General features: G+C 51.8%; 17 protein-coding genes. 12 read left to right on the forward strand and 5 right to left on the reverse strand.

Annotated elements, in window-relative coordinates:
• Nucleotides 1-35: 35 nt before the first annotated feature.
• The 3 genes from WCV85_01255 to WCV85_01265 all read right to left on the reverse strand — a co-directional run bounded on the left by WCV85_01255 (nt 36) and on the right by WCV85_01265 (nt 1,017).
• Nucleotides 36-263, reverse strand: coding sequence for a hypothetical protein (locus WCV85_01255; GenBank protein ID MFA6473480.1), 228 nt, complete (start codon nt 261-263; stop codon nt 36-38).
• A 117-nt stretch (nt 264-380) separates the two neighbouring features.
• Nucleotides 381-515, reverse strand: coding sequence for a hypothetical protein (locus tag WCV85_01260; GenBank protein MFA6473481.1), 135 nt, complete (start codon nt 513-515; stop codon nt 381-383).
• 82 nt (nt 516-597) lie between these two features.
• The gene (locus WCV85_01265; protein ID MFA6473482.1) at nt 598-1,017 is read right to left on the reverse strand and encodes a hypothetical protein; all 420 of its coding nucleotides are present in this window, start codon (nt 1,015-1,017) and stop codon (nt 598-600) included.
• Nucleotides 1,018-1,080: 63 nt separating this feature from the next.
• On the opposite strand from WCV85_01265, the gene WCV85_01270 reads away from it, so the two are divergent.
• Nucleotides 1,081-1,671, forward strand: a complete 591-nt coding sequence (locus WCV85_01270; GenBank protein MFA6473483.1) for a cob(I)yrinic acid a,c-diamide adenosyltransferase — start codon at nt 1,081-1,083, stop codon at nt 1,669-1,671.
• Between the two features lie 590 nt (nt 1,672-2,261).
• Here WCV85_01270 and WCV85_01275 read toward each other — a convergent pair.
• Both WCV85_01275 and WCV85_01280 read right to left on the reverse strand, forming a co-directional pair.
• Nucleotides 2,262-2,813, reverse strand: coding sequence for a hypothetical protein (locus WCV85_01275; GenBank protein MFA6473484.1), 552 nt, complete (start codon nt 2,811-2,813; stop codon nt 2,262-2,264).
• A 110-nt stretch (nt 2,814-2,923) separates the two neighbouring features.
• Nucleotides 2,924-3,460, reverse strand: coding sequence for a hypothetical protein (locus tag WCV85_01280; protein ID MFA6473485.1), 537 nt, complete (start codon nt 3,458-3,460; stop codon nt 2,924-2,926).
• A 446-nt stretch (nt 3,461-3,906) separates the two neighbouring features.
• On the opposite strand from WCV85_01280, the gene WCV85_01285 reads away from it, so the two are divergent.
• The 11 genes from WCV85_01285 (at nt 3,907) to WCV85_01335 (ending at nt 16,819) form a co-directional block, all read left to right on the forward strand.
• The gene (locus WCV85_01285; protein ID MFA6473486.1) at nt 3,907-4,311 is read left to right on the forward strand and encodes a DUF4430 domain-containing protein; all 405 of its coding nucleotides are present in this window, start codon (nt 3,907-3,909) and stop codon (nt 4,309-4,311) included.
• Nucleotides 4,312-4,323: 12 nt separating this feature from the next.
• Nucleotides 4,324-4,884 carry a DUF6580 family putative transport protein gene (locus tag WCV85_01290; GenBank protein ID MFA6473487.1) on the forward strand — a complete coding sequence of 187 codons (561 nt, stop codon included), beginning with the start codon at nt 4,324-4,326 and terminating at the stop codon, nt 4,882-4,884.
• 199 nt (nt 4,885-5,083) lie between these two features.
• Complete coding sequence (locus WCV85_01295) at nt 5,084-6,028, forward strand: polysaccharide deacetylase family protein (GenBank protein MFA6473488.1); 945 nt, start codon at nt 5,084-5,086, stop codon at nt 6,026-6,028.
• 88 nt (nt 6,029-6,116) lie between these two features.
• A complete protein-coding gene (locus WCV85_01300; protein ID MFA6473489.1) occupies nt 6,117-7,355 on the forward strand; it encodes a trypsin-like peptidase domain-containing protein in 1,239 nt (412 codons plus the stop codon).
• A 36-nt stretch (nt 7,356-7,391) separates the two neighbouring features.
• Nucleotides 7,392-8,499, forward strand: a protein-coding gene (gene prfB / locus WCV85_01305; protein MFA6473490.1) for a peptide chain release factor 2 whose coding sequence is annotated in 2 segments (ribosomal slippage) — nt 7,392-7,445 and nt 7,447-8,499 — 1,107 coding nt in all. Because the reading frame shifts where the segments join, the coding sequence is not laid out codon by codon here.
• A gap of 104 nt (nt 8,500-8,603) precedes the next feature.
• Nucleotides 8,604-10,457 (forward strand): glutamine--fructose-6-phosphate transaminase (isomerizing), encoded by a 1,854-nt coding sequence (glmS, locus tag WCV85_01310; GenBank protein MFA6473491.1) that lies wholly within the window; start codon nt 8,604-8,606, stop codon nt 10,455-10,457.
• Between the two features lie 100 nt (nt 10,458-10,557).
• On the forward strand, nt 10,558-11,958 hold the full coding sequence (locus WCV85_01315; GenBank protein MFA6473492.1) for a ComEC/Rec2 family competence protein: 1,401 nt from the start codon (nt 10,558-10,560) through the stop codon (nt 11,956-11,958).
• Complete coding sequence (locus tag WCV85_01320; protein ID MFA6473493.1) at nt 11,936-12,823, forward strand: ComEC/Rec2 family competence protein; 888 nt, start codon at nt 11,936-11,938, stop codon at nt 12,821-12,823. The genes WCV85_01315 and WCV85_01320 overlap by 23 nt, the downstream gene beginning before the upstream one ends.
• Before the next feature lie 203 nt (nt 12,824-13,026).
• Nucleotides 13,027-13,980: an SPFH domain-containing protein gene (locus tag WCV85_01325; GenBank protein ID MFA6473494.1), complete on the forward strand. Its 954-nt coding sequence runs from the start codon at nt 13,027-13,029 to the stop codon at nt 13,978-13,980.
• Between the two features lie 440 nt (nt 13,981-14,420).
• A complete protein-coding gene (locus WCV85_01330) occupies nt 14,421-15,416 on the forward strand; it encodes a hypothetical protein (protein ID MFA6473495.1) in 996 nt (331 codons plus the stop codon).
• A 26-nt stretch (nt 15,417-15,442) separates the two neighbouring features.
• Nucleotides 15,443-16,819 carry a hypothetical protein gene (locus WCV85_01335; protein ID MFA6473496.1) on the forward strand — a complete coding sequence of 459 codons (1,377 nt, stop codon included), beginning with the start codon at nt 15,443-15,445 and terminating at the stop codon, nt 16,817-16,819.
• Nucleotides 16,820-16,839 lie beyond the last annotated feature (20 nt).

Below are 16,839 nucleotides of genomic sequence, written 5' to 3' on the forward strand. Positions count from 1 at the left end.
AAAAAAGACCTTCAGCGTGGGCTGAAGGTCAGAGACTAGTGGACACCCTCCGGGTGCTTACGGATGTACTGGATAAGGAAGAACAGGCCAATGCCAGCACAGCCACCAAGCAGTGGACCAAGCCAGTTCCAGTAGGTACCAAGGCCAGGCTCCAGAAATGTGAGAATGCCGACCGTCATCCAGCCAATGAGGATCCCGATGGCAGAGAAAATAACGGCTAGCACAAGGAGCGTCAAAAGGTTCTTGGATGACGCTGGTTGCATGGCCAGCCTCCTTTCAAAGAGAAAAGCGATGTTGGTACTTCTACCCTAGGCGTGTGTTGGCAACCTGTCAAAGTGGGGTACCAAAAACCCTTCGCTTTCGCGAAGGGCTGTATAGGCTTAGGCAGCTGCTGTCTCCACTGTTGGCTCTTTGTCCAGCTCCACGTGGAGTTGGGTCAGGGCGTCCAGGACCTCGTGGTACCCCAGCTGGGGGTGGAGCTCGCTGCGGAGTGCTTCAATGCGTTGGATATCCATAGAAAAGTAGCGGTAAAAGTGAACCGGATATCGTAGCACGGGGTGGGTTTCTTGTCAATCCTGGGTAAGAAAAAGTCCCTTCCTAAGAAGGGACTTGGGTTGGACACGCAAGAAGATCGAAAACGTCCTGGCAAAGGGAGAGTTTGCAAATTTTCATGTACAGGATTTCCAGCGCACCCCGACGATGCGTAAAAAGCTCTACCATTGCATACGCAATCTGATCCGCATCTTCTACCTCCACGAGAAAGGTATGGAAGAAGAATTGTTCAATGTCGCGGTCAAGAATGGCCGCACACTTCAGCATTTCCGCAAAGACCACTTGGACCGGAATGAATTGCGCCGCGGTGTGCACGAGAACTAGCTGTTCATTCCGTGGGATATCCTTCTGCAAAAATTGTTTCAAGATCGCTTTTACATTTTCTAGTAAAATTGTCTCATCTGGGGAGCGTGCTTTTTGGATTGCTTGGACGAATTCTGTTACATGTTCGTTGTGGTGTGCCATGACGCCTCCTTCATGTTTCGTGCATTTTTTCTTCTGGTCTTTTGTGCTACCTTAGCCGTACCTATGCCAGCTGTCAAACGAAAAAAAGCACCGAAGACTGTTCCCAAACTCCAGCCTTTTCCCGGGGGTTTGACCATTTGTTACGTAGGCAACGGAAAGGGGAAAACGACGGCTGCGGTAGGAGTGGCCGTGCGCGCGGCCGGGGACGGGAAACGTGTCCTCTTCTTTCAATTTTTCAAAAGTCCAGAGTGGCCATCTGGGGAACGGGAGAGTTTGCGGAAGCTGGGCATCCAGGTGGAAGTACATGGCAAGGGGTTTGTGGGCATTTGGGGGGACAAGAAACCCAAGGCGGAGCACCAAGCTGCAGCACGCGCGGCGTTGGGGAAAGCCAAGCGCCTACTCATTGCAAAGAAGTTTGATGTCATTATTTTGGATGAACTCATTTCCTGCGTGGAGGAAGGGTTGCTGAGCGTGAAGGATGTTGTTGCACTCATCCAAGCGAAACGTGATAAAGCAAAAAATCTCCACCTCGTGCTCACCGGGCACACCAAATATTCAGCGATTCTCAAAGTCTGTGATGTGGTGTCGGAAATGCAAATGGTGAAGCATCCGTTCTACCAAGGTTTCTTGGCGGTGAAGGGGATTGATTATTGAAGGGGAATAAGCGAGTTAGCAAATTGGCGAGCTTGCGAGTTGAGATGAGGGTAGAGCCGCCCGCCCCGACATCCCGTTGTGGGATCGTCGGGGTAGAGATCTTGGAGGTATAGTCCTTGAACTAAAGATACAAGAACGGTCTACGCTTCTGATTAGCAGGGTAGGGTGGGGCTTTTATGCCCCGTCCACACAAGTTTGTTACATGGCTATTTCGAAGGCCGAGGCATGAAAGCCTCGGCTACCCACCACAGGGTAGCCGCGAGCCCTCGCTCGCGGCTGAGGGGCAGAACAACTTCCAACTAAGGCCAAAGCGAGGGCTTTGGCCTACCCGCGTTTGAAAAAACTAAGGTTTTGTTTTCTATTTACTCTGCCGTAGTCTTTGCTAGACTAAAGGCAACAACACAAGGAGGAAAAATGCAAATTGTAGCTTGGATTGTGGTAGCCTGCGTGGCAGCAATTATTGTCACTTATGCTGGAGAGGGAGTCTGGCCCTGGCAGATACCAAGAAAGAAAAGGTAGCGTAAGCTACCTTTTTTGTATGTGAAAGAGACCAGCAGGGTTGCTGGTCTCTAAAAAAGAATGGTTAGGCATTAATTTTTGCTTTTCAGAATCGAGTCCGCTTCAGCAAGGACCGGACTGCTGGGAGTGCGTTCTTGGTCTTCAATTTTGGCAATGAAGGCTTGCGCAATGCCATACAGCAGGAGGAGCGAAAAATCATCGAGGTTGAGGTCTTGTTGCAAAGCGGCAAGTGCACCCCACCAATCTTTGCACGTAGAACGAATTTTTGAACGGACGGTATTCGGATCCCATCGACCCTTCGATCCTTTTCTAAATACTGACTTGATATCCGCACGGGTAACGAGTACCGAGTAATGTGCATATTCTTGCTGAAGTGGCCTGAGGAGCAGGACGAGAAACGCGGTTTGCGCTAGCACTTTACGTTTTTCCTCCTCTGACATATCCCTTGCCTTTTTTGGAGTAGCGGCCGGTGTTTTCCCCCTCACGTTATCCACCAGCAAGCAGGCGATGGTGTCAAAAGTCTCCTGCTGCATAATGCCAAACAAGAAGCTGTCCAGCTTGATGGTTGGATTTTTCAAAAATTGTACTGTTTCTTCAACTGATTCCTTGGAAACCTGTAACATTTTTCCTCACTTTTTTGGTGCTGTGTTTATCAAGAGAAAGTAGGTCAGGGTTAGGCTTTTGTCAAGTGAATATGAAAAGAGACCAGCGGGGTTGCTGGTCTCCAATGAACTTATACGGCTTGAGGCCCAAGGATGTCCCGTAGCTGCCGCTCAATAGAAGATTCATTCTCGCGTGTTTCGTCTTCTACTTTTTCTGCAATTTTGGATATGAAGGCCTGGGCGACTATGAATACAGAGAATTGTGATTCTTCATGAAGTACGCTCGCACACTGTTGAATGGTTACGTACCATTCTATATTAGCCTCCAGAATCTCCTGCAGCAGCACTGTAGGCTCCCACTCGCCTGCAATCCCACGATCGAAAACGGTGTTAATATCCTGCCGGGAAATTACCGGTAAACGTCCATTCCTTTGGACTTTGATAGGCAGGAGAATTAAGGCGAGCAATCTTGCCTGACCTGAAATTTCTTCGTGCTTTTCGCTCAAGCTATTCCCAGGAATATGGTCCATGTTCCCGCCACGGGTGAGAAGGTTTGCAACAGTACCATAGGCATCCTCAGTCGTGAGATTTTGCAGAAAACTTAGTAAGTTCGCGGATATACACGACGAAACGCCTTTTACAAATGCCTCATTGCTAATAGGGACCATTATTTGCTCCTTGAATTTGTAAATTATTTGTGTTAATTGACAGGAAAAAATAGCAAATTTTGTCATCTCTGTCAAGCCGTGCTACACTCCTAAGGCTTAACAACTAGCAGGTAATCTGGTGCGGAGCACCCCGAGCGAGATCTTGAGCAAAGCGAAAGATTGAGTCGAAGGGTACGACAATTCCAGAACGGTCCCGCCACGGTATTTCACCCTTTTGGGGTGATGAGTCCGACACCTGGTCTGAAGACAACAGACAACCATCAACAAACTACTACCGACCAGAATTGACCTCAAAAAGCTATCTGGTTGAAAGTTACTCGTTGTATGTTGTTCGTTGCCGTCAGGCCGAAGACAAATCCTTCGGGGAAAAGGTCGAACATGGATGGGTGTATCCTACGACTGCCTGAGGTCGTAGGTATTTTTTCGTCACTAAAGCACATGCACGTATGAAACATCTTCAACGTTTCCGCATCTTGGGTCTTGGGCTTTTCGCCGTCATTCTTTTGGCAGCCTGTACAGCCGTTAACACCAATTCCACTTCAAATCCAAATACGAATGTCGCGAATCAGAATGTCAATGGTACAGTCAGTAACACCAATACGTCTGCAGCTAGCTACCTCTACCCGGGACAGGAGGGGAAGAATGCCCTGGAACTTTTGAAGGCAAAGTACCCAAACACCACCACCAAAACGTCTACGGCAGGGGAGTACGTCACTGGGATTGATGGGAAGGAAGCAGGCGCAACGGAGTACTGGCAGTTCTTGGTGAATGGCACAGAAGCACCCGTGGGCGCTGGGGCGTACAAAACCAAAGCCACCGATACTATTGAGTGGAAACTCGTTTCGTTCTAGGCTACATCTACTATGACCTTTCGCCAACACCTGACCCCCAAGAATTTCATTATCCTAGGACTCATTGCCTTTGCGGCAGTGTCTCGGTTCTTGCCCCATCCCATGAACTTTGCGCCGGTAGCTGCCGTGGCCTTGTTCAGCGGGGTGTACCTGGAGAAGCGCGCGTCGCTGTTCGTACCTTTGGTGGCCATGATTGTGTCTGATATTTTCATTGGCTTCCACAACGTCATTGCGTTTACCTGGGGCTCCATGGTGTTGGTGGGGGTTATTGGTCTCCTTGTCCGGCGACGGAAGAATGTGTGGACCGTAGCTGGCGGAGCTCTGCTGGGCTCAGTGCTCTTCTTCTTGATTACCAACGCCGCGGTGTGGTGGGTTGGTCATGGAGATTTTTACCCCATGAACTTCTCCGGGTTGCTTCTGGCCTACGAGTACGGACTGCCTTTTTTCCGCAACACATTGCTGGGTGACCTCTTCTACGTGGGTGCGCTATTCGGTGTAGCTGAATTGGCTTTTGCTTGGTTGCGCGCAAGGCAGGAGCGGGGAGTACGGCAATCGGTTGCGGAAAATGTATAGGGCGGTAAAGCTGTAGAGATCGTGGTGGGGTGACGTCTTCGACGCGAAGAAGCAGAACCATTCCCTTCGATACCCCCTATCAATACCGCAATCCACGCCCGAACCCTTCATCTCTGCAGCTATTCGTATATTCGTACCGATTCGTAATTCGTAACGCTAGGGATTGCCTTTATCACCCCTCAGGGGTACACTAGCAGCCATGCGGAACTACCGTCGCTATGGAGCAGAATACGGCCGCCAGCCTGTCCGAGGTGGCCAAAAACCCGACCGAAATCGGCTTGTGGTCATTGGGCTGATTGCCGTGGTGGTCATCCTTTTTGGTCTGTACCTGCGCACGGGGAAGCGAAATACTCCAGCCAATGAGAATGCAAATACTAGTACGTTGGTGAACACCAATGCGTTTTCGCTTACCCCAACCGGACCCGCTTTGACCACAGTTGACTGCACGGCAGTGGTGAGCCGAGGGACGACCACAGAAAAAGTTATTGCTCTCACCTACGACGTGGGTACGAAACCTGGGGACGTGGACAAGACCGTCCCGGTGGTCAAAGCGGCAAATGTCCCTGCAGCATTTTTTGTTCCAGGGAAATTAGCAGAGACAGAGCGAGCAAGCGTGGAGCTCATTCGGGATGCTGGTTTCCCCGTCTACAATCACAGCTACGATAACTTACGTTTCCCAACGCTGACGGCGCAGGAAATAACCGCGCAACTGGAGAGTACGGAGAGCTTCATATCTGGCATCACGAACACCACCACCAAGCCGTACATGCGTTTGCCGGCCGGTGCGTCTAACGCGGCAGTTATTGAAGCAGTCCGCGCTGCTGGGTACTGCCCGCTTACCTGGACGGTGGATGGTTTGGATATTCAGAGTGACGCCACGGCGACCAGCGTGGTGACCCGGGTCATGCGGTTTGTGGAACCAGGCGCAATTATTCTCCTGCATGCTGGCAGTGATTTAGCCGCAACCGTAACCCCACAGATTGTGAGCCAGGCGCAGGCAGAAGGTTTCCGCTTCGTTTCTCTGGATGAGCTCTTCCGTTTGGGGAAGCCGGCTGGAGCAGTGACGAATACGAATACCACACCAACGAGTAATGGAAATGCGTCAGCGAGTGAACGTAGTGTGAACACCACGCAGCCAGCCTAGGGATTTTTCGCAATTTTTTTCACCTGGAGCGGCTACTACAGCGTGTGGTATACTAGGCTTCGCCAACACGAATTGTCTTTTTACTCCTATGGAAAATTTTCAATCATCACTCCATTCCACACCTGCACCAGAAAAACCCCGCGGTATAACCAAGCAGACCTTGGTGATTGCCGTTGTGCTCAGCTTGGTCCTGGGTACCGTGGGCGGGGGACTGGCCGGGAGTTTGGTTTCCAATGGGACGTTTGATCAGTGGCTCAATCGCACGTCCGTGGCAACGGATGCCACGGGTACGGCGACAACGGTGCAAGTAGAAGAAGAGTCAGCCACCATTGAGGTGGTGAATAAGGTACAGAACAGCGTGGTGAGCATTGTGGGGACGCAAGATTTGAGCAAAGTTACCACTGCGTACCCAGACGACTTTTTCAATAACTTCTTTGGCATGCCAACGCAGCCGCAGACTGGGTCGCGGGAAGTGAGCAGTGGGTCGGGGTTCATTGTCACCGCGGACGGGTTTGTGATGACCAACAAGCACGTCATTGACGGAACGAATACGGATTACACTGTGCTGACAAATGATGGGAAAAAGTATGCAGCGAAAATCATCGCTTCGGATCCAACCAATGATTTAGCAATTCTGAAAATTGAGGCGAAGGACTTGCAGCCGGTGAGTTTTGGTGATTCGTCCAAACTGCAAATTGGCCAGACCGTCATAGCCATTGGCAATGCCCTGGGGCAGTTCCGCAACACCGTGACCAAAGGGGTTATCTCTGGTTTGTCCCGTCGCATCACGGCCGGGGATGGGCAGAGTGCAGAAACTCTGGAAGACGTCATTCAAACCGACGCAGCAATCAACCGTGGCAATTCTGGTGGACCACTCCTGGACATTACTGGTCGGGTCATTGGCGTGAACACGGCCGTGAGCCAGGATGGCCAGCTCATTGGCTTTGCCATTACCGGGAACCAGGCCAAGCAGGTATTTGAGAGCGTGCAGAAGGACGGGAAAATTATCCGGCCGTACCTGGGTGTGCGGTACATTCCGGTCACCAAAGCCTTGCAAGAGCAGAATAAGCTCACCGTGGATTACGGCGTGCTGGTGCTGCGTGGCGAATCCAGTGCTGATCTCGCGGTAATTCCGGGTAGCCCAGCAGACAAAGCCGGGATTGTAGAAAACGATATCATTTTGGAAATGGACGGGACGAAGCTCAATGCAGAGCACAGCCTGGCTGGCCAGATTCAGAAGAAGAAGCCAGGGGATGTGGTGTCGCTGAAAGTCCTGAGCAAGGGGAAGGAGAAAACTGTCCAAGCCACACTGGAGGAATCCAAGTAGCCACCGCTTGCCGGTCAGATGCAGCGCTGCTACACTCTGCCCATGCCCGCACTCCGCGACCAAATCCAGGACCTCCAAGCGAAGCTGACTTCGACTTGGGGGTTACTTTGACCTCGACCAACGTCGCCAGCACTTGGGGGAACTTGATGATGCAATTAGTCAGCCGGACTTTTGGCATGATCAAGCACGAGCCCGAAAGGTAAGCCAGCAAGCTGAAGCCCTTCGGAAAGAGCTGCAGCAGTGGGACACCCTCAAGCAGGGTGTCACCGAGCTTTTGGCATTTGCAGAGGAAGCAGGGACTGAACCCAGTTTGCAAGCGGACATGGAAAAGCAATTAGCGGATTTACAGGCGCAGTACCAGGGTTTGGAATTCCAAGTGCTCCTGGCACAGCCGTATGATGAAAAAGATGCCATTGTTGCTTTGCATGCGGGAACGGGTGGGACGGACGCGCAGGACTGGGCAGAAATGCTGCTGCGCATGCTCCTCCGGTTCTGCGAAAAAAAAGGCTGGCAGGCGCGTTTGGTCGACGAGTCCCGGGGCCAGGAAGCGGGCATCAAGAGCGCAACGTTCACCGTCAGCGGCCGGTTTGCGTACGGGTACTTGAAGGCTGAAGCAGGAGTACACCGGTTGGTGCGCATATCACCGTTCGATGCAGAAAAAATGCGACACACATCTTTTGCGCTGGTTGAAGTTCTGCCATCGTTTGATGAAGTGGAAGAGACGCCCATTGATGAGAAGGATTTACGCGTTGATACCTTCCTCTCCTCTGGCCATGGCGGGCAGAGCGTGCAGACCACGTACTCCGCGGTCCGCATTGTCCACATTCCCACGGGCATTACCGTGTCCTGTCAGAATGAGCGTTCCCAGAAGCAGAACCGGGAAACCGCCATGAAAATTCTGCGTGCCAAGCTGCACCAAATTTCCCTTACTGCGCGGGAAGAGGAGAAGCAGGCGCTCCGCGGGGCGTACAGCGAGGCTGCCTGGGGTAACCAAATTCGGAGCTACGTGCTGCAGCCGTACCAGCTGGTGAAAGACCATCGGACCAACGTGGAAACCACGGATCCAGAAAGTGTACTCAACGGAGACATCGACCCCTTCATTGAGGGGTATTTACGGCAGGAAGCAGGGAAGCGAATGGCGTAATCGGCTTTTGACAGCTTGCTCCAGGAGGAGTAAGGTTGCTTCCTGTACACCAAAAATTGAAATTTTTTCATTGACAATACTTTTTGTGAAAGCGAGGAAGTTTTATGTGTGGAATCGTAGGTTATGTTGGCAGCAAGCCAGCTGTACCTATACTGGTACGCGGCTTAGAAAGGGGCGAGTACCGGGGCTACGATTCAAGTGGGCTTACCATTTTGGAAGCAGGTAAGCTTTTGACAGTGAAACGGGCTGGGAAGCTGGTAAACCTGATTGCGGCGCTGGGCGAGATGCAGCAGGCAACTGCAACCTTTGGGATTGCACACACGCGTTGGGCAACGCACGGGGCACCCACCGACCAAAATGCGCACCCGCACGTTTCTTGTCGGCAGCATGTGGCGGTGGTGCATAATGGCATCATCACTAATTACCTGGCTCTGCGGGAAATGCTGGAGGGCCGGCAGCACGTTTTTCGGTCGGAGACAGACTCGGAGACTCTCGCGCATCTGATTGCGGAGTACCTGAATACTGACCCGCTGGAGGCAGTTCGCACTGCGTTGACGGAAGTGGAAGGGACGTATGCCCTGGCAGTCATATTTCGGGATCATCCGAATATCATCATTTTTGCTAAGAATGGGAAATGTCCTTTGCTCTTGGGCATTGGGGATGGCGCATTATTCGTGGCATCGGACGCTGCTTCCTTTCGTGAGCACACAGACCAGTACATTCCGCTGGAGGATGGGCAGATTGGTTGCATCTCCGCGGATGGGTACAGAATTACTGATCTGGCGAGCATTCCGCTTTCACCAAAAGTGGAAACGTTGCAGTGGACCTTGGACGCAATTGAGAAAGGTGGAAAGCCGCACTTCATGCTCAAGGAGATTGAAGAGCAGCCGCAGAGTTTAAGCACGGCGATGGCCGGACGTTTGAAAGCGGGACGGCCCATCAAACTCGGTGGCCTGGAAAACGGTCCCAATGACATCCGGCAAATGCTGGAATCCGCTTCAAACATCATTCTCACTGCGGCCGGTACCTCCGGTAACGCAGCGCAGTATGGTGAAATTCTCCTCCAGGAAATCGCTGGTGTTCCGACGCAGTACAAAGTTGCGTCAGAATTAGCCGGCCAGGTGCGGCCCTGCTTCGTGCCCGGTGCTGTTGCCTTTGCCATCAGTCAGTCCGGTGAAACTGCAGATCTCCTGCACGCAATGGAAACGCTCAAGCGCTTGGCAATTCCCACCCTGGGAATTGTGAACTTGGTGGATAGCACCATTGCACGCGAAGTGTTGGCAGGTATTTACCTCCACGTGGGGCCGGAAATTGGCGTTGCTTCCACGAAGGCCTACACCGGGCAGTGTGTTATTTTTAATCTGCTGGCATTCTACCTACGGCACATCCGGGGCTTACCGGCAGAACCGTGGATGACACGGTACTTGCAGGAACTTGCTCAGGTACCAGAAGTTATTGCTGAAATAATTGCTACCCAAGCAGTCAACGTGAAAATGTTGGCGGAAAAGTACGTTGGGCATCCCAGCTTTTACTTTTTAGGTCGCGGTGTGAACCACCCAACAGCACTGGAAGGCGCATTGAAACTCAAGGAGGTCTCCTACATTCATGCCGAGGCGTACCCCTCCGGCGCGATGAAGCACGGCCCAATAGCGCTGATCACGAAAGACTTTCCGACAGTGATAATCGCATTGCATCAGGATGATGGTTATCAAAAAAATATTTCCAATATTATGGAGATAAAAGCGCGCGGTGGGCCGGTCATTGCCGTGGCCACCGTCGGTGATACCAAAATTCAGAAACTGACAGATGATGTCATTTACGTGCCAAAGGTTCCGTACTACCTCACGCCTTTGGTTGCAGTTGTGCCCCTGCAGCTCTTCGCCTACTACGCAGCAGTTCTGCTAGGGCACGATCCTGATAAGCCCCGGAACCTAGCGAAAGCGGTAGTCGTGGAGTAAGTTGTTGCTCTTTTTCTCAACACCCTTCTTCGGAAGGGTGTTTTGACATCCTCAACTATTTCGTTTACACTCCCCAGTGACAAGCGGGCGAGGTCTCTACATGACCCCATCTCGTTGGCTTTTCATTCTCGCGCTCAGTCTGTGCACTGGAATTACCTTGGTGGTTCCAGAGTTGCCCCTATGGATTCGGATTGCCATAGGCTGCAGCTTGGCCGGCGTGCTCCTTCGTTGGCATGGCTCATGGCGTGTCTGGGGAGTCAGCTTGCTCTGCATTGCTGGTGCGGCTGTCCACACCACACATTTTCTCGTTCTCCCCTCAGCACCGCAGGGTGCCGTCGCTGCGCCCGGTGTTGTTCGCCGGGTGACGCACGTGGATGCAGATACCAGTCGCGTCGTCATTGACCTGGGTCAGGGCGTGCTGGTTTCTGCTTCCTTGGGTGCGGAGCCGCCACAGGTGGGGGACAAGGGTCAGCTCCGGTGTCGCTCCGTAAAAACGGACGCGCTTCGGCCCAGCATTGCCCGGCGGGAGCGGCTGGTCGGCACCTGCGCCACCCCCAATTTCAGCGTCCACGCTCCAGGGGTGTGGTACAACCCGTACCGCATTCTCGCCCAGGCCCGGCAGGCATTCATGGCTGCGGTGCATCGGGCACTGCCCTTTGCGGAAGCGAGCTTGGGCATTGGGATGGTCATTGGGGACACCAGCGGCGTTGACCGTCCAACCCTGGATGCCTTTCGCGCCACAGGTCTCACGCACCTGGTTGCAGTCTCAGGCGCAAACTTAGCACTGGTCTTAGCAGTAGTCATAACCTTTTTACAATCGCGATTATCCCGCGGCCCCCGGCTTGTGGTATTCTCACTGCTCACGGTTGGCTTCGTGCTGCTTACGGGTGGCGACTCGTCAATTGTCCGCGCGGGCATTATGGCTGTGCTCGCGTTGGTCGTCCAAGCCCGTGGCCGTCGGCCAGCCACGCTCAATGTCCTGGTGGTTGCAGGTATGGTCATGTTGTGCGCAAACCCAACCTTCCTCTGGGATGACCGCGGGTTTGCACTCTCATTTGGCGCAACGTACGGACTCATTGCCTGGGGTCAGCCCATGCAGCGGGGGATGGAGCGTTGGCGCTTTCCGGGTTGGCTGGCCGAAGCCTTGGCCGCCACCTTCGCCGCGAGTCTTGCGACACTCCCTATCTCTCTCAGTTCCTTCCAACGCCTGCCGGTCATTAGCCCGCTGGCGAATATTGCAGTTGTCCCATTCATCCCCTGGATCATGACGCTGGTGTCCACGGCCGGAATTCTCGCCCTGGTTTTCCCGCCCCTGGCCATGGTGCCGGGGACGGTGGCGTGGCTACTCATTCGGGTGGTGGCTTGGGTCGCGCAGGTTGGCAGCTCCGTCACCTGGGCGAGCATGGCCATGACGCCAATTACCGCCTCACTCCTGGGGCTCTGCATCTTCCTCCTCACCTCCTTCTTCTTTCGCAAACATGTCCGCCAACTCTTTCAGTAGACTCAAGGCACCGTTCCTGTTCTTGGCGGTCTGCCTAGTCGCGGTTGGCATTTGGACCTTCCAAGCCAAAGAGCCTAACACCCTCCGGGTCTGGTTTGCTGACGTGGGCCAAGGTGACGGGATTATCCTGCGTACCCCTGACCAGTCCACGATCATCGTGGACGGCGGACCCAGTCGCAGTTTTTTAAAAGATGTGGACCGGCACGTGCCGATGAATGACAAAGATATTGATTTGTTGGTGAGTACAAATCCTGATGCCGATCATCTTGTGGGCTTGGTCCCGCTCTTGGAGAGCGGCCGTGTTCGCAATGTGCTCCTGAATCGCATTGAGAAGAATACCACGGTGTACAAAAAATTTTTGGAAGTTATTGATGCCCAGCACATTCACAGTATTGAAGCCGCGGTTGGACAGGTGTACACCTTTGGCGACGTATCACTCACCGTGCTCTGGCCAGACCCCGGGTTACTTCCGGGATTGATTGGCAAACGAGTTGATTACAACACCGGGTCGATTATTCTGCACGTCCAGCATGGAGACAATGATTTTTTGTTGACCGGCGATGCCACAATCCGGGCAGAAGACGCACTCCTTGCCAGCCACGGTGTTCCAGACGTTGAAATTTTGAAAGTTGGGCACCACGGCAGTCGCACCTCTACTGGGAAAAAGTTACTCGACGTTATCAAACCCGAGTACGGGATTATTTCCGTTGGCCAGAAGAACCGCTACGGCCACCCCACAGCGGAAGCCTTGGCCCGGCTGACTGCTGCCGGCGCCAAGATTTTTCGTACGGATCAGCAAGGAACCATTCTGGTGGAAAGTAGCCAGAACCAACTCCGTGTCATCCCAGAACGTGCCGTACCTTGACGCGCTAGCGGTGGAAGCAGTAAGGTGCAGCAAATAGACAATTTTCCTCCCCTGTAGGTGTTTTCACACCTGATGCGCTTTCTGCCTAGAGGTGAGCTCCCCGCTCACCTCGTTTTTTACCCTTGACAAAAGGATGGAAATGGGGGTAAGGTTGGGCGTTGAAAAAGCAAAGAAAACAAACGTTTAACAAGGAAGGAGAGAGTATGATACTGTTCATACTTTTCATTCTCGCCCTAGGGATTGGGGCGGTCTTCTATATTAAGTATCGGAAACGTGAAATTCCCATCGGCAATGTCGGCGTCCTTACATTCATGAAAGGAAGGACACGTCGGATTTTCGGTGAAGGGATTGTTTTCGTTCCTCCCTTCTGTGAGGTGGAGGTTGTCTCCGTTATGGTACGGAGTCTTCCGCTCACCACGGAGGATACGGCCACCCACGATGGCTTCAGGGTTGTGATAACGGAACCTATGGTGATGTTTGAACTTCTGCAAGCGGCTGATGATTCGAATAAGACCATGACGCGACTACGATTGAACACTCGCATTTGGCGAAGATTCATCCCGTACCAAATGGATGATCAACTGGCGTTGTTTCTCAATATTCGTGGTGAATTAGAGAGGCAAATCCAGGTTCGAGCGCTGACAACTATCAGCACGTTTACGGCAATGACCGATCATGATAAACTTCTTGGTTTTCATGTCGTAAAGCTTGTCAAACAGCTCATGTCAGATGGTGATCTTGAAATGGCAAAGGCTTCGCCCGAAGAGGTGCTGAAGACACGTGACGCGCTCATGAAAACCGTAACACAGGAGCTGACGACCGAGTTTAGCCCCTACGGTGTTACCAACATCCGTTTTGCGTATCGTGACCTCGATCCGTCCGGTAAGCTGAAGGAGCTTATGGATGAAATGGAAGGCAAGTTGCAGGAGATGCAACGCGAGCAGATTGCCACAACGATTGAAGTAAATCGTGCCTTGGTCATTGCAAATGCGGTTGTGAAGTTCAAGAAAGAAAATCCTGAAGCTAATCTGGAGGAAATCTATCAGATGATGCGGGAACAGGATAACTTTCAAATCGCTGCAGAAAAAGGAACAGTAGAAGCAATTGGCCAAATGGCATTACGGATGTTTGCCAAGAATGCAAAAGCCGTCGCCTAATGTTCATTCGATAGTAGAAAGCCCACTGGCGACAGTGGGCTTTTTTTGTCATCCTGAATCATATGAAGGATCCCCAGACAATGGATGAACCTCGGAGATTCTTCGTCGGACTCAGAATGACAGAGGGGAGGCAAGGGTGTGGATGCTTGTTAGGGTGTACGGCATGGAAGGAGGGCATCCTGCATGCTTCCATCAAACCTAAGACTTCTAACCTAACAAGCCTCTATACCTCCACCCCCCCATCCTCATTTCCGGCGAACCGGGATCCCGCTCCGCGGGGCGTATCTCTTTTCCCTCCGTAATTCGTAAGGTTGACAAAATGACCAATACATGCTAGTATACGCTGTTATGCCAAGGCTCCCCCTGGTATAGCTCCACAGCAATGTGGACGTTCGTTGAAAAGTAAATAATGAACATAGAGCTAAACACAGGAGGAAGCCATGGCATATGGCAACAAAAATCGTGGTGGTGGCGGTGGAGATAACCGCACGCCAAAACTCTCTTATCGAAAGACGTGGGTATTAACAAAAGGGATTCTTACCCTTACGTTGATGTTCACCACGTCAAAACCAGTGAACGGTAAGCTCGCTGGCACAGTTTTTGGGCAGGAAATTGATACTGAGTTGAATGACGGGAAAGCCCGCGTTGAAATTCAGAACATCAATCCAATGGACGGGAAAAGTCAGTTGGAAGTAACCGCAGAAACGGATCAAGACGGCGTCCTCACGCTCTCCGAGGAGATTGTCATCTCCCAGCCTACGAATTCATATAATATCGATCTGGGTATTACTGAATATGAGGTGGAGAAAGCGGGTCAGCCGAACGAGCTTCGGTTTCTATTGAGTGTACAGGTGTCGCGAGCAAACGGATTGCCATACAGCAATCTGGTGGGCCTGCAGATTACTTGTCTCAACGAAACCAAAACCATCATCGTTAACGCAAGTGGAATTGGTGAAGCTGATTTTGGTCCAGGTGAGTATGGGAAGGAATATGAGGTGACGCTTTCTACTCCGGATTACGGGAGTTTGAAGCGTGTCATTGCATTATCAGTCCCCACTATTGCCTTTACGGTTGCGGATGCTTTGGAAGACAGAGGTGTGAATAATCAGCCGATTGTTCCCACAACGTTCCGTGCAACGGTGAGTACGTTTGACGAGGAGAAGCACACAAACCCTGTAATACGGGTTTCAATTCAAGTCGGCACAACATTTTTTTCAACGCTCACCGAGCCGGATGGTCGGGCAACGTTCATGAATCTCCCGCTCACCGCAGGTGAAAAGGAGACGAAGTACATCGTGTGGGTTCCTGGTGACGTTCATAAGAACTGCACCATCGTTCATGCTGATAAGACAGCAACCCCCGCTGCACAACCCAAAGACAAGTCTTTCCTCAGAATTTTCAAGGAAACTCTGAAGGAAACGGTAGGTAAGAAATGAAGAATTATTTTAAATCCCTTCTCGGTATGTTTTCCAAGAAAGCAAAGCCGGGAGTGAAGGACATTGACGCAACTGTCAATGCCGGTGTAGTGCAGGAAGCAGAAATTGTTGATGTTCAATCAACGCCGACCATTGCGCCGCAAGAGCCTATCGCTCCGGTGGTGCCAACCGAGGCGATTCCTGCCGCACTGATGGAGCGCATTCAGTCTCTCGAGGAGAATGTTACAGAACAGCAACGTCTCCGGAAAGAGGAAAATGCTCAACGGGAAGAGCGACGACTGCAACAGGAGGAGCGCAAGCTTCAACTGAAAGCCGAAGCATTGAAGATGAAGCAAGAACAACTTGCGGCCAAGCAGGCGCAGCGTGATCAAGAGCAAGCTCGGAAGGCTGAGCAAAAAGCCCAACAGCAGACTCTGCAAATTCGTAAGAAGGCAGTGAAGGTACGTGCACTTCGAATTGCACGTATCACCAAGGCAAGTTGGAAAGCCGAAAAGTCTGAACGCCGGAAGCAATTCTGGACAACTGTTGGCTTTCAAGTTGCTAGGGTTTTTTTCAGCATCTGGAATTTCATTTCCTTCCCATTCCGCAAGGGTCGTCCCAAGAAAATTGGGAAGGGTCTGTGGATTACCGTGAAAGTGCTCTGGGCCTTCCCGGTTGCATTTTGGCGGTGGTGGTGCCAGTCCAATAACCTGCGTGCCCGGGTTGGCATGTGGGTCGCATTAGTGGTAACGGTCTGGTTTATCTGGCACGGAGTGAATCAATTTCAACTACGTGCAGAATATCCTTTTACGAATGATATCGTGAAAGAGTTTACGCCAGCGCCGAAGAAGTCAATAATAAAATCCGATAGCTACCCTGATCCCTTTGAATTTTTCGGTCATAAACGGCCGGCAAAGAAGAAGGCTCCGCAAACCAGAGATAGTGCCTACACTACCTTGTTCGCAAATGCACAAGAGCAGCATGCTAAAGATGAGGAAAGCCTTGTCATGCAAGCAAGCCTTGATTCACCTCTCTCCCTAGGCATTCGTTACTTAGTGATTTTACCCTTGGTATGGCTTTTAGCGATTCTGTACTGGATTATTTCTAGGAATGACGAAACGTTGAAGTTCTTTAAAGAACGACTAGAAAGTATCAAAGAGGCTAGGGCACAAAAAAAGCAGGGAGCAATCACGCACGGGAGTGGGTCGAAAGGGAGGTCTGTGGGTGGTCAACCTGCACGGGTAATTACCGCCTTTACACCAGTGGCCGTTGCCGCAGGTGGTGCAGTTGCTGTACCAGTGGTTGAAGAGAAGCATGGTAAATTTGAAAGCTTGCTTCTCAAAGCTTTGGCAGCTGAAGAAGTTATTGAGTATTCAATCAAGTTCATTGACTGGTTGATTAAACGGAAAGGAAAACAGTCGTGAAAAAGGTTTTAGTTTATCTC

The organism is Patescibacteria group bacterium (genome assembly GCA_041665345.1).
In the GTDB taxonomy this organism is placed as follows: Bacteria; Patescibacteriota; Patescibacteriia; order PEXW01; family PEXW01; genus JBAYJA01.

What these genes read in the sequence shown, in the direction of transcription:
- WCV85_01255 (MFA6473480.1), bottom strand. Translation starts at nt 263, where the DNA reads ATGCAACCAGCGTCATCCAAGAACCTTTTGACGCTCCTTGTGCTAGCC.
- WCV85_01260 (MFA6473481.1), bottom strand. Translation starts at nt 515, where the DNA reads ATGGATATCCAACGCATTGAAGCACTCCGCAGCGAGCTCCACCCCCAG.
- WCV85_01265 (MFA6473482.1), bottom strand. Translation starts at nt 1,017, where the DNA reads ATGGCACACCACAACGAACATGTAACAGAATTCGTCCAAGCAATCCAA.
- WCV85_01270 (MFA6473483.1), top strand. Translation starts at nt 1,081, where the DNA reads ATGCCAGCTGTCAAACGAAAAAAAGCACCGAAGACTGTTCCCAAACTC.
- WCV85_01275 (MFA6473484.1), bottom strand. Translation starts at nt 2,813, where the DNA reads ATGTTACAGGTTTCCAAGGAATCAGTTGAAGAAACAGTACAATTTTTG.
- WCV85_01280 (MFA6473485.1), bottom strand. Translation starts at nt 3,460, where the DNA reads ATGGTCCCTATTAGCAATGAGGCATTTGTAAAAGGCGTTTCGTCGTGT.
- WCV85_01285 (MFA6473486.1), top strand. Translation starts at nt 3,907, where the DNA reads ATGAAACATCTTCAACGTTTCCGCATCTTGGGTCTTGGGCTTTTCGCC.
- WCV85_01290 (MFA6473487.1), top strand. Translation starts at nt 4,324, where the DNA reads ATGACCTTTCGCCAACACCTGACCCCCAAGAATTTCATTATCCTAGGA.
- WCV85_01295 (MFA6473488.1), top strand. Translation starts at nt 5,084, where the DNA reads ATGCGGAACTACCGTCGCTATGGAGCAGAATACGGCCGCCAGCCTGTC.
- WCV85_01300 (MFA6473489.1), top strand. Translation starts at nt 6,117, where the DNA reads ATGGAAAATTTTCAATCATCACTCCATTCCACACCTGCACCAGAAAAA.
- glmS (MFA6473491.1), top strand. Translation starts at nt 8,604, where the DNA reads ATGTGTGGAATCGTAGGTTATGTTGGCAGCAAGCCAGCTGTACCTATA.
- WCV85_01315 (MFA6473492.1), top strand. Translation starts at nt 10,558, where the DNA reads ATGACCCCATCTCGTTGGCTTTTCATTCTCGCGCTCAGTCTGTGCACT.
- WCV85_01320 (MFA6473493.1), top strand. Translation starts at nt 11,936, where the DNA reads ATGTCCGCCAACTCTTTCAGTAGACTCAAGGCACCGTTCCTGTTCTTG.
- WCV85_01325 (MFA6473494.1), top strand. Translation starts at nt 13,027, where the DNA reads ATGATACTGTTCATACTTTTCATTCTCGCCCTAGGGATTGGGGCGGTC.
- WCV85_01330 (MFA6473495.1), top strand. Translation starts at nt 14,421, where the DNA reads ATGGCATATGGCAACAAAAATCGTGGTGGTGGCGGTGGAGATAACCGC.
- WCV85_01335 (MFA6473496.1), top strand. Translation starts at nt 15,443, where the DNA reads ATGTTTTCCAAGAAAGCAAAGCCGGGAGTGAAGGACATTGACGCAACT.